The sequence below is a fragment of the Cupriavidus sp. DF5525 genome, assembly GCF_040149425.2.
Lineage (GTDB): Bacteria > Pseudomonadota > Gammaproteobacteria > Burkholderiales > Burkholderiaceae > Cupriavidus > Cupriavidus pickettii_A.
Map to the genome: position 1 here is coordinate 2,532,496 of NZ_CP168265.1, position 12,205 is coordinate 2,544,700.

Consider the following 12,205-nt stretch of genomic DNA (forward strand, 5'->3'; position numbering starts at 1 on the left):
ACTCTGTCTATTTTATTTAATAGGAATGATTCGTATTTGTCTTTTTGTTTCCATCCTTCTACAATCGGCCGCCGTTATGGACGACTAGCATCAACGGCTTTACCGCTGGCTGAACTTGTCTTCATGACCCATGTATGGATCGAGTCAGAACTAGAAAGACGGGGAGTTAGCAGCGTGAAACAAGAACAGGACAAATTGCGGCTGAAGCCGCTCGCCGCGGCATTGGCCGGCGCCATCGCAGCCTTCGCCGTGCAGGGCGCGGCCGCGCAGGAGAGCCAGCCTGCGGCCGGGGCCGCGCCCGCAGCCAGGCCGGTGACACTGCAGAGCGTGACGGTGACGGGCAAGCAGGATGATGGTTACAGGGTGGACGAGGCCCAGTCGCCCAAGTTCACCGCGCCGCTGCTGGACACGCCAAAGTCCGTCACGGTGGTGCCGGCCCAGGTGCTGCAGCAAACCGGCTCGAACTCGCTGCAGGACGCGCTGCGCACTACGCCGGGCATCACGTTCGGCGCCGGCGAAGGCGGCAACCCGATCGGCGACCGTCCGTTCATCCGCGGTTTCGATTCGATGTCGAGCATCTATGTCGACGGCGTGCGCGACACCGCCTCGCAGGTCCGCGACACCTTCAACATCGAGAGCATCGAAGTCATCAAGGGCCCGAGCTCGGCGTTTGGCGGCAAGGGTTCGGCCGGCGGCATGATCAACATCGTGTCGAAGCTGCCGACCGCCGAGAATTTCGTGCAAGGCTCGGTCGGCGTGGGCACGGACTCGTATTTCCGCGCCACGGCTGACGGCAACTACGTGCTCAACGACAACACCGCCGTGCGCCTGAACGCGCTGGGGTACAGCGCCGACGTGCCGGGCCGCAATGAAGTCGATCAGAACTCCTGGGGCTTCGCGCCGTCGGTGACCTTCGGCCTGAATTCGCCCACGCAGGTCACACTGTCGTACTACCACCTGCAGGGCAATGGGATGCCGGACTACAGCATTCCGTATTCCCGCCCCGCCAGCCAGTCGACCAAAGCCAATCCATCGCAGCCGGTCAACGTCAACCGCGACAACTTCTACGGCCTGACCGCCCGCGATTTCCAGAAGACGCAGTCCGACATTGCGACGGCCTCGGTCAAGCATGACTTCCGCAACGGCCTGGTGTTCCGCAACACCACGCGCTGGGGCCGCGCGAGCAACGACTACATTGTCACCAACCCTGACGACAGCCGGGGCAACGTGCCGCGCGGCTTCGTCTGGCGCAACACCAAGAACCGCGACTCTGCCACCGAGACGCTCACCAACCAGACCGACCTAAGCGCCGAGTTCAACACCGGCAGCCTCAAGCACAACCTGCTGTTCGGCTTCGAGTTCAGCCGCGACGATACCAACAACACGCCGTACAACGTGGTCTCGGCCAACCCCGCGGCCGCGGCAGGCACCTGCAACGCGTCGCTGGTGGCCAGCTTCGACTGCACGCCGCTCGCCAACCCGAACCCGAACGATCCGTGGCGCGGCAACATCACCAAGATGCCGTTCACGACCAACACGACCACCAATACGCGCTCCGTCTATCTGTTCGATACGGTGGAGATCACCAAGCAGTGGATGGTCAACGGTGGCGTCCGCTACGACAGCTATGACACGCGCGCATTCACCAACGCCTACACCAACCCGAACACCGGGGCGGCGGTGGCGCAGGTGGACATCCACAACAAGTCACACTTCTTTAACTACCAGGCTGGCGTGGTCTACAAGCCGGTCGAGTACGGCAGCATCTACGTGTCGTACGGCACCTCGTCGACACCGCCGGGTTCCACCAACGGCGACGGTGCCGACAACATCACCGCCGCGCAGCGCAACCTGGAACCGGAAACCGCGCGTTCGGTGGAAATCGGCACCAAGTGGGACCTGCTCGCCCGACGCCTGTCGCTGACCGGCGCCATCTTCCAGATCGAGAAGAACAACGCGCGCGTGGCAGTCGACGCCAACACCACGGTCAACGCCGGCAAACAGCGCGTGAAGGGCTTCGAACTGGGCTTCGCTGGCAACCTGACCGATAAATGGGGCGTGTTCGGCGGCTATACCTACCTGAACAGCGAACTGATCGACAACGGCCCGCAGGCAGCCAACGCGGCCAACAACGGCAACCAGTTCCCCAACACGCCGAAGAACAGCTTCAGCCTGTGGACCACCTACCAGGTGCTGCCGGCGCTGACAGTCGGCGGCGGTGCGTACTATGTTGACAAGGTCTACGCCAACCCGGCCAACTCGCTGTACGTGCCCTCCTACTGGCGCGTCGACCTGATGGCCGCTTATCGCGTCAACAAGAACCTGTCGCTGCAGCTCAATATCCAGAACCTGTTCGACAAGACGTACTACACCAAGGCCCACAACCACTACGGTGCGCTGGGGGCCGGGCGCTTTGGCATGCTGACGGCGAACTTCAGGTTCTGACCGATGTTCTGACGCCGGCAGGCAGGCTGAGATAGCCTTTGCGAGCAACCGCGGGTTCCGGTTTGATGCCGGACCCGCGGTTTTTTGTTTTTGAAGATCGGGCGGCTTTCCCCGGAAATCGGCGATGAACCAAAAAAAGGCCTGGCGCCTGCCAGGCCGGAGTATCGCCCACACCCTGCTTCCTTAACCCACCTTCAACACCCACTCCGCCAGCTTCTTCGCATCGTCCTCGCCAAGACTGCCGTGCGGCGGCATCGGAATCCGGCCCCACACGCCCTTGCCGCCTTCGCGGATCTTCCTGGCCAGCCGTTCGGCCGCCTGCCCATCGCCCTTGTACTTTGCCGCCACCTCGGCAAATCCCGGTCCCACCAGCTTCGACTGCATGCCATGGCAGGAAAAGCAGCCGTTCTTGTCAGCCAGCGCTTGCATATCGGCCGCCGTGGCGCCCGGTGCAGCAAAGGGCAGCAGCACCGCAGCCGCGGCTGCCTGCGCCATCCATTGTTTCTTCATACCTGTGTCCCGCTGTTTCGTGTTGCAACCGCGCCCGCGGCACGCCTGCGTCCACCACCGGCATGCCGCGGACAGCTTCCGTGAGCGCGTTCAGCTCTTATGCAGCTTGAACACCCACACCGATCCGCCCTGCTCCAGGAAATTCACCCGCTTGGCGACCTCGCCACCCCATAGCGGCACGGCGCCGCCCCAGCCGGACACCACGGCCACGTACTGCTCGCCGTTGTCCTCCCACGTGACCGGCGGCGCCACCACGCCGCTGCCGGTCTGGAACTGCCAGAGCTCCTTGCCGGTCTTCGCGTCGGCCGCCTTCAGGTAGCCCTCCGGCGTGCCCCAGAACACCAGCCCGCCGGCCGTGGTCATCGCGCCACCCCACAGCGGCGCGCTGTTCTTGACCTCCCATACGATCTTGCCGGTCTTGGGATTGATGGCGCGCAGCGAGCCGATGTAATCCTCGTTCAGCGGATGGATGGTGAAGCCGGCGCCAAGGAAGGCAGCGCCCTTCTTGTAGCTGACCGGCTCGTTCCAGATGTCCATGCCCCATTCGTTGGCGGGCACGTAGAACAGGCCGGTCTGCGGGCTGTAGGCCATCGGCTGCTGGTTCTTGCCACCAAGGAAGCCCGGCGCCGCGAACACGGTTTTGCCCTTCTTGGGGTCGCCGCCGTTGGCCGGGTCGCCAGGGCGGCCTTCGTTGATGAAATTGGGGCGGCCGGTCTTCAGGTCGATGCCGGTGGCCCAGGTGATCTTCCTGACGAAGGGGAAGGCGTTGACCAGCTTTCCGTTGGCCGCGTCGTTGACGTAGAAGAAGCCATTGCGGTCGGCTTTGCCGCCCATGCGCTTGCCGTCGAGGTCGAAGGTCACGAACTCATTGACCCCGTCAAAATCCCAGCCGTCGTTCGGCGTGTTCTGGTAGTGCCAGACGATCTTGCCGGTGGCCGGATCGATCGCCACCGTCGACGCGGAGTAAAGATTGTCGCCCTTGCGGATATGGCTGTTCCACGGCCCCGGGTTGCCGGTGCCAAAGTAGACCAACCCGGTCGCCGGATCATAGGTGCCGCCGAGCCAGGTGGCCGCGCCGCCGGTCTTCCAGGTCTCGCCCGGCCAGCTCGCGCCCTGGGCTCCCGTTACGCCATTCTCGGACTTGTTGCCGTCCTTGTCGTACTTGTAGCCCATATGGCCTTCGACCACCGGCCGCGACCAGACCAGTTGCCCGGTCTTTGCGTCGCGCGCATCGACCCGGCCCACCACGCCGAACTCGCCGCCGGAGATGCCGGTCAGCACCATGCCCTTGGCGATCAGCGGCGCCGCCGTATAGGAATAACCGGCGGCATAGTCCTCCAGCTTCTCCTTCCACACCACCTTGCCGGTGTTCTGGTCGAGCGCCACGAGCTGCGCGTCGAGCGTGCCGAAGATCACCAGGTTGTCGTAGAGCGCCGCGCCGCGGTTGACCACGTCACAGCACGGCATGATGCCTTCGGGCAGCCGGTGTTCATACTTCCACAGCTTGCGGCCGGTCTTCAGGTCCAGCGCGTAGATGCGCGAATACGAGGCCGTCACGAACATCTTGCCGTCATGGATCACCGGCTGCGATTCCTGCCCGCGTTGCTTCTCGCCGCCGAACGAGAACGACCAGGCCGGCACCAGGTGGCTGACGTTCTTCGTATTGATGCGCGACAGCGTGGAATAGCGCTGGCCTTGCGGGCCCATGCCCCACGACAGCACGTCGCCAGGGGTCTTTGCGTCGTTTTCGATCATGGCATCGGTCACCGCCGCCTGCGCGGCCAGACCTGCCATGGCAGCCGCAACTGCCACCACTGCTCGTAACGTCCTCATTGCCTTCTCCTCTCTTGTTTTGGTTTCCCTGGTGCGCCAACACCAGGCATGCATTTGGCAATTCCCGTGCCAATCGCAAACCCGCGCAAACCGGCCCCTTGGGGCCTGGTTGCGTTGTTGTCGCCGTGCCAGCGCGCAACACTGCGTTGCAGTTGCTCCAGGATTGAACAGTCCCAGAAGTCAGCACCGCGCAACGCCATCGGCCGCTCATGCCTGCTGACGGCGGCGCGCCATACCGCGCTGCGGGTCGTAACCCTGCAGCGCCAGCGCAAAGAACACCACGGCGCAGCCCGCCACCACCGCCAAGCTCACCGGTGCCGTCTGCCCGTACAGGGCAAAGCGGATCGCCTCGACCGCGTGCGTGAAAGGGTTGAAGCGGGCGAGCTGGTACACTACCTCCGCGCCCGACTCCTGCAGCTTCCACAGCGGATACAGCGCCGAGCTGACAAAGAACATCGGGAAGATCACGAAATTCATGGTGCCGGCAAAGTTCTCGAGCTGGCGCACATGGACTGACAGCAGCAGCCCCAGCGCACCCAGCATCAATGCGGCCAGCGCCATGGCGCCCGTCGCCGCCAGCAGGTTCAGCGGCTCGAAGCGGATGCCAAAGGCCATCGCCACCAGCAGGAACGCGGCCATCTGCAACAGCGACAGCACCATGCCCGCCGCCAGCTTGCAGCCCAGCAGCCAGCCGCGCGGCAACGGCGCGGTCAGCAGCAGCCGCATCACGCCCATCTCGCGGTCGTACACCATGGCGAGCGACGACTGCATGCCGTTGAACAGCGCGATCATGCCGAGCAGGCCGGGCGCCACGTAAACCTTGTATTCGATATAGATGTCGTAGGGCGGCGCAATGGCGACGCCCAGCGCGTTCTGGAAGCCGGCGGCGAACACCAGCAGCCACAGCAGCGGGCGCACCAGCGACGACAGCAGGCGCCCGGGCTGGCGCAGGTACTTGCCCAATTCGCGCCCGCAGATGGCGCGCAGCGCGCGCCAGCGATGGATCAGGATCGAGGCCATGGCGAGGTGCCTTAGGTGGATGCCTTAGGTGGACGGGGTGCGGCACGCCGTGTCGGCTTCATCGGCGCCCAGGGTGTCGAGATTGCTCTTTGGATGCAGCACGCCTTCCACCGGTGCCACGCTGACCACGCCGTCCGTGTGGGCGAGCAAGACCGGCTGGCGCAACTGGCGGTCCCAGCGCCGGAACGACAGTGGCGGGCCCTTGAAACCATCCACCACCACATTGCCCGCGGCCAGCGCTTGCGCCTGCGCGGCAAAGCCAGCGTTGGGCTGCCGCGCCACGCTCTCTGCAATCGCCTTGACCGCAACCCATGCAGCCCAGTCGTAGCCCGTCATCGGACGGCCCGCTGCCCGCGTGAAGCGCCGGTTGAGCTGCGGCCCGCCGTTTCGCTCCCAGGCCCAGTGCCACGCCTGCGCGCCGAGGCCGCTGGCGCCGACTACCGGGCGCGGCAGTTGCGTGGCGTAGGGCACGCTGCGGGCGAACTCGCCGTCGGCGTCGGCCACCACCACCACGTCGTAGTCCACGCCGGTGGTCAGCAGGTTGAGGTTGGCCTGGTCGCGCTCGCGCGGATCGTTGGAGAGCCGGAACGTGCGCTGTCCCGACCAGGCGATGCCGAAGCGCCGCGCCGACTTCGCCAGCGCGTCGCGCTGCGCCGCGTCGGCCGCGGACGGGCCGGTGAGCAGCAAGGCGCGGCGCCATTTGCGCAGGGCCAGGTATTGCATCAGGGCATCGGCGTGCATGCGCAGGCTGGGCAGCGTGTGCAGCAGCACCGGCGAACAGCCGGCGCCGCGCAGTTCGTCGTCATCGGCCGAGACGTTGAACAGCAAGGCCTCGCCCGGCCTGACCGAGCCCGCGGCCGCCCGCACCGCTGCGGACGGCAGGTCGAGCAGGATAAAGCGCGTGCCCTGGCGCACCAGGGCGGCGACCGTCGGCCCGATCTCGGCTTCGCTGCGCGCTTCATGCGGGTCGAGCCGGAGCGACTGGCCGGCAGCCTCCAGCGCGAAGCGCGCCTCGGCGGCCGCCACTTGCGCGCCGTCGAGCGCACGGCCTTGCGGCTGGCCGGGCAAGCGCTGCGCGAGGCGCCGCGCTTCATGGCGGGGGTCGCCGGCCAGCGAGACCACTGCCACGCGCACCTCGGCCGCCTGTGCCAGGGCCGACAGCAAGGCCAGCGTGGCGGTGGCAAGCATGGCCCGCCCTCCCCTGCATGCGCGGCGCGACGGGTCAGTCATCGATCGCCACCGAATGCGGCACCCGGCCCGCCTTGAGCGTGGCCACCGCCTTGCCGCTGGCGGTATCCACCACGCTGACATCGTCGGACAGGCCGTTGGCGACGTAGAGGCGGGCGTTGTCGCGGCTAAGCGCCAGCCCCCATGCGCGCCGGCCGACCAGCACGTAGTCCAGCACCCGGCGCGATGCCACCTCGACCACCGCGACATGATTGGCGCGTCCCAGCCCGATATACGCGCGCGTACCGTCGCGGCTGGCCGCCATGCCCACCGGGGTCACGTCCTCCGCGCGGAAGCCTCGCGGCGCGAACGCGATGGTCTGGGCAACCTCCAGCGTATCGGTACGGATCACGCTGACGCTGGCAGACAGCTCGTTGGACACCCACAGCTCCTTGCCGTCGCGCACCAGCAGCAGCCGGCGCGGCCGGTTGCCGACCTGGATGTTCCGGATCACCTTGCGCGCTGCCACGTCGATCACATGGACCAGGTTGGCGACCTCCGAGGTCACGTACACGTGCCGGCCGTCAGCACTGACCTTGACGCCTTCCGGCTCCTCGCCCACCTTGACCGCGAACACGCGCTTGCCCGAGGCGGTATCGTAGGCCGACAACAGCGCGTCTTCCTCGTTCGAGACATAGAGCGTGCGGCCATCCTGGCTCAGGTCGAACAGCTCCGGATCATCTCCCACCGGCAGCGAGGCAAGCGTCTTGCGGCTGGCCACGTCGACCACGTCCACGCGGTTGTCGTCGCTGCACGCCACGTACAGGCGCGCACGGTCCGGTGAAAGCTGCAGGTGGCGCGGCCGCTTGCACTGGCGCCACACCGCCAGCAGTTGCCGGGTGCGCGCATGGTAGGCGGCGACCGCATCGTCCTTCTCGCTTGACACAAAAACCTGTTCGCTGGCGACGCGCGCCGCGCCGCCTTGCGCGGCTTCGGCCAGGCCGGCGGCGACCAGCAAGGTCGTCGCCAGCAGCAGCGTGGCAGCAAACCAGCGCAGCGATGGCATCTCGTTCATGCGGGAACCCTCCTTCTCGCCGGGTTGTCCGAAGGCGGCGTCATTGCGAGGAAAGCGCTTTCGAGGCTGTCGCGCTGCGCGGCGCCGCGCAGCGCCGCAGGCGTGCCGTCGAAACGCACGCCGCCGCGATCCAGCACGATCACGCGGTCCGCGTGCTCCACTTCCTGCACCAGGTGGGTGGCCCACAGCACGCCGGCGTGCGCCTGCGCCGTGAGCCGCCTGGCATCGGCAACTAGCTGCGCGCGCGAGGCCGGATCGAGTCCTGCCGTGGGCTCGTCCAGCAGCAGTACCGCGGGTTCATGCAGCAGCGCGCGTGCCAGCTCCACCTTGCGCCGGTTGCCGCCCGACAGTTCGCGCACCGGCGCACGCGCACGCCCGGCCAGGCCAAAGGCATCCAGCAGCCGTTCAATGCGCTGCTTCGCGACGGCGCGCGGCAGCCCGTGCAGATCGGCATGGAAGCGCAGGTTGGCCAGCACCGGCAGGTCCAGGTCGATGGCCGGCTGCTGGAACACGATGCCGAGCTGCGCCAGCGCGCTCACCGGATCGCGGCGCATATCGCTGCCCATCACCGTCACGCGGCCGGCATCGGCAACGAACAGGCCGCCGAGGATCTGGAACAGCGTGGTCTTGCCCGCCCCGTTGGGCCCGAGCAGCGCCACGAATTCGCCGCGCCGCACGCCAAGCGAAACCCCGTCCAGCGCGGCGCGGCCGCCGAACGATTTGCGCACGCCGTCGCAACACAGCGCCAGCGGGGCTTGCGTGGCTGTCATAGCTGCCCCTTCGGAAGCGCCGTGCCCACGCGCTCGGCAAAGAGCCGCTCGGTGTCCCAGGCCTGACGCAGGTAGGCGTCGTACTGCGCGGTATTCAGGTAGGTAAGTTCCTGGTCGTACCTGGCCAACTCGGCCAGGTGGCGCGGGTGCCGCATGGCGGTGCGGAAGGCATCGTGCAGGCGGCTGACGATCGCCGGGTCCGTGCCGCGCGGCGCGCCGATGCCGTACGGCGAGTGATGGACCGCGTCGGCAAAGCCCAGTTCGCTGACCGTGGGCACGTCAGGCCAGCGCGCCGGGCGCTGCGCGCTGAACACCGCCAGCAACCGCAGCTTGCCGTTCTCCACGAAGGGCGCGAAGCCGGTGGAATTGACGCCCGCCATCAGCGTGCCGTTGGCGACCGCCAGCATCTGGTCGGCGGTGCCGTGGTACGGCACATGGATATAGCGCACGCCGCTGCGGCCGAGCACGTCTTCCATGGCGAGATGCGCGGTGGTGCCGATGCCGGTCGAGCCCACGGTCAGCGCGCCCGGATGCGCGCGGCCCCAGGCGACCAGCTCACGCAGCGAGCGGAACGGGCTGTCGGCCGGCACCACGATGCCGAAGGTATAGCCCGAGATCATCAATACGGGCTGGATGTCCCGCAGCGGCTGCCAGGCGGTCTTCTGCTGGTGCGGGAAACGATAGACCGTCAGCGGCAACTGGCCAATGGTGTAGCCGTCCGGCCGCGCTGCGGCCAGCACGCCGCCCACCAGTGTCCCGCCGACACCGGACCGGTTCTCCACCACGATGGGCTGGCCCAGTTCGCGCCCGGCCAGTTCCGCCAGGATGCGCATGGAGATATCGGTGGCGCCGCCCGCCGGCCACGGCACCACCAGCGTGATCGGCCGCGAGGGGTAAGCCTGTGCGCCTTCGGCCTGCGCTTCGCCCGCATGGGCGAAGCCGAGGCACAGCAACAGCAGGCAGGCGAGGCGTCGGAACATGATCGGGCGAGGTTGAGTGTGGATGCGGGAGAACAACGCAAAGCCGATACCATGTGCGGCGCAGCATGAGCGTGGTGTCCGTGCCGGTTGTTGTCCACGCAGGGCCGGAGGCGCTGCCAGCGGCCATCGCAGGTCCGTGCGTTGTGCGCTGCGCCGTGCATGACTGTCTCGTGGTGGAACACATCGCTGTCCTGCTTTGTGACAGCGATCACCCGAAGCCATGCTCGACCGCATAGCGGTGCATCTCGACGCGGTTGGCCAGCCCCATCTTCTTGCGGATCAGCGTCTGGTAGTTGGCGACGGTCTTCGTGCTCAGGCAGAAGCGGGCCGCCACGTCCTCGATCGCGATGCCGCGCGCGAACTGGCGGAACAGGTCGAACTCCCTTGGCGACAGCGTAAGGTGAGGCGGCGGCGCGCCGGTATCCACCAGCCCTGCCACGTCCGCGGACATCACCTGCTGCCCGGCCGCCACCTTGCGCACGGCATCGACCAGCGCCTCCGGCGCGCTGCTCTTGGTCAGGTAGCCGGCGGCGCCGGCGCGCATGGCCTGCATCACGATCGCCGCGCTGTCATGCATGCTGAACACCAGTGTCCGCAGCGCGGGAACACGCGCGCCCAGCCGATGCAGCATCTCCAGGCCGCCCCGGCCCGGCATCGACAGGTCCAGCACCAGCACATCGGCCGGATGCTGCGTGAGCCAGGCATAGGCGGCATCGCCATCGCCGAACTCGGCCACCACGCGCATGCCGTCCTCCAGTTCGAGCAGGCGCCGGTATCCCGTGCGCACGACCGCGTGGTCGTCCGCGATGACAACATCGATCATGTTCATGCTGGATGTCTCCCAAACGTAAGCGGCGCGGCTGCCGGCGCCGGCAGTGGAAAACTTGCGCTGAGGCGGCAGCCTACTGCTTCGCCCATCACTTCGGCCGGTCCGATGCACAGCGTGGCGCAATGCGCCCAGGCGCGCTCCTGCATGCCGCGCAGGCCATGGCTGCGCTGCTGTGCCGCGGTGATATCGCCGATGCCCCGGCCATCGTCTTCCACGCACCAGTGCACCGCGCCCCGGACCGTCGCGGCAATGCGGATCGCCACGCGGCGCGCGCCGGCATGGCGCATCACATTGGTCAGCGCCTCCTGCGTGATCCGGTAGAGCGTCAGCGTCAGGTCGGGCCCGAGCGCAGCGTCGCCAATGTCGACATCGCAATCGAGCCGCACCGACTGCCCCGGCTGTTCGCGCCAGCTCCGCACCAGGTCCTGCAGCAGCCGCTCCAGCGATGCCAGCCGCCCGTCGGGCCGCGCGCCATGCGGGCGCAGCCGGTGCAGCAGGTGGCGGACTTCGTCCTGGATCCTGGCGCAATGCCCGGCCAGGTCGTTCGCCACGATCTGCAGCATCGGCGCATGGGCGCTCTTGCGCACCAGATAGGTCGCGTCGGCGCGCATCGCGGTCAGCACCTGGCCGAACTCGTCGTGCAGCTCTCGCGCCAGCCGCGCGCGTTCGCATTCCTGCGCGTCGAGCAGCTTGCGGCTCAGCGCGCGGCGTTCGGCCTGGTGCTCGGCCAGCGCGCCGGCCAGGTGGTTCAGCGCGCCGCGGATCAGGTCCAGCTCGCGGATGCGCATGGCAGGCAGGCGCACGCTGTAGTCCTTCTGCTCGTAGTGACCGATGGCGTCGAGGATCTGCTGCAGCGGCGTGAAGGCGCGCCGCACCGTCCACAGCAGGCAGCCCAACAGCAGCACGCCATAGAGCGCCAGCATGGCCAGGTTGCCGGCCACGTCGGCGCGCGCTTCGCGCAGCTCGCTGGCCGGGTCCCAGCGCAGCGCGGCACGGTAGACGGTGCCGTCGCGGGCACCGATTTCCCATGCGCTTTCCGCGGCCGCCATGTCGGCCTGCAAGAAGGTCAGCAAGCGGTCCTGGTCCTCCGCATCCTTGCGCCTGGCCGGTTGCGACGCGTCCACCAGTACGCGGCCAGCGCCGTCCTCCAGGTGCAGCCGCAGGTGCCGCATCTGCCCGGACGCGTTGATGGCGCGCAGCGCCGCCAGGTGCGCCGCGCGCTCCGCCGGCGTGGCGGACTGCAGCGCCGACAGTCGCGGAATGAGCTGCGCCAGCGCGGCCGCGCCGCTGCGTTCTTCGCTGACGGCCTGCCGCGCCAGCCACAGCGCCGCCAGCAGCGCGCAGCACAGGCACGCGGCAGACAGCCCGATGGCTCGGCTGGCCAGGTAGCGCGACATCGTCATGGCAGTGCTCCTCCGGAGGATGGCGGGCGTCGGTACGGGTCGCGGTTTCAGGCCGATTGCAGATCGGGAGTTTTTCCCGATGCCTGAGGTGCGAAAAGTGCTCCCGGTACCGTCAGCTTGTTCCAATTCAGGCGCTACCCAATGCAGGTAATGCGCCGGTATCCAGGAGGAGA

At 67.4% G+C, this 12,205-nt stretch carries 10 protein-coding genes; 1 reads left to right on the plus strand and 9 read right to left on the minus strand.

Annotated features, from left to right (window positions below; genetic code table 11):
• Positions 1–174: 174 nt before the first annotated feature.
• Entirely contained in the window at positions 175–2,445 is a 2,271-nt protein-coding gene (locus tag ABNX08_RS11805) for a TonB-dependent siderophore receptor (protein WP_349607306.1), read from the plus strand.
• Between the two features lie 183 nt (positions 2,446–2,628).
• Here the strand turns inward: ABNX08_RS11805 and ABNX08_RS11810 are convergent, their stop codons facing one another.
• From ABNX08_RS11810 to ABNX08_RS11850, 9 genes are all read right to left on the minus strand, one after another.
• The gene (locus ABNX08_RS11810; RefSeq protein ID WP_022535426.1) at positions 2,629–2,955 is read right to left on the minus strand and encodes a c-type cytochrome; all 327 of its coding nucleotides are present in this window, start codon (positions 2,953–2,955) and stop codon (positions 2,629–2,631) included.
• A 90-nt stretch (positions 2,956–3,045) separates the two neighbouring features.
• A complete protein-coding gene (locus tag ABNX08_RS11815) occupies positions 3,046–4,788 on the minus strand; it encodes a PQQ-dependent methanol/ethanol family dehydrogenase (protein ID WP_022535427.1) in 1,743 nt (580 codons plus the stop codon).
• 207 nt (positions 4,789–4,995) lie between these two features.
• On the minus strand, positions 4,996–5,808 hold the full coding sequence (locus tag ABNX08_RS11820; protein ID WP_349607305.1) for an ABC transporter permease: 813 nt from the start codon (positions 5,806–5,808) through the stop codon (positions 4,996–4,998).
• Positions 5,809–5,832: 24 nt separating this feature from the next.
• A complete protein-coding gene (locus ABNX08_RS11825; protein WP_022535429.1) occupies positions 5,833–6,996 on the minus strand; it encodes an ABC transporter substrate-binding protein in 1,164 nt (387 codons plus the stop codon).
• Between the two features lie 34 nt (positions 6,997–7,030).
• Positions 7,031–8,050, minus strand: coding sequence for a PQQ-dependent catabolism-associated beta-propeller protein (locus ABNX08_RS11830; RefSeq protein WP_022535430.1), 1,020 nt, complete (start codon positions 8,048–8,050; stop codon positions 7,031–7,033).
• Positions 8,047–8,820, minus strand: coding sequence for an ABC transporter ATP-binding protein (locus ABNX08_RS11835; protein ID WP_022535431.1), 774 nt, complete (start codon positions 8,818–8,820; stop codon positions 8,047–8,049). The genes ABNX08_RS11830 and ABNX08_RS11835 overlap by 4 nt, the downstream gene beginning before the upstream one ends.
• Complete coding sequence (locus ABNX08_RS11840; protein WP_349607304.1) at positions 8,817–9,800, minus strand: tripartite tricarboxylate transporter substrate binding protein; 984 nt, start codon at positions 9,798–9,800, stop codon at positions 8,817–8,819. The genes ABNX08_RS11835 and ABNX08_RS11840 overlap by 4 nt, the downstream gene beginning before the upstream one ends.
• Before the next feature lie 208 nt (positions 9,801–10,008).
• Positions 10,009–10,629, minus strand: a complete 621-nt coding sequence (locus ABNX08_RS11845; RefSeq protein ID WP_022535433.1) for a response regulator transcription factor — start codon at positions 10,627–10,629, stop codon at positions 10,009–10,011.
• A complete protein-coding gene (locus tag ABNX08_RS11850) occupies positions 10,626–12,032 on the minus strand; it encodes a histidine kinase (RefSeq protein ID WP_349607303.1) in 1,407 nt (468 codons plus the stop codon). Before ABNX08_RS11850 ends, ABNX08_RS11845 begins: the two co-directional genes overlap by 4 nt.
• Positions 12,033–12,205: the final 173 nt, after the last annotated feature.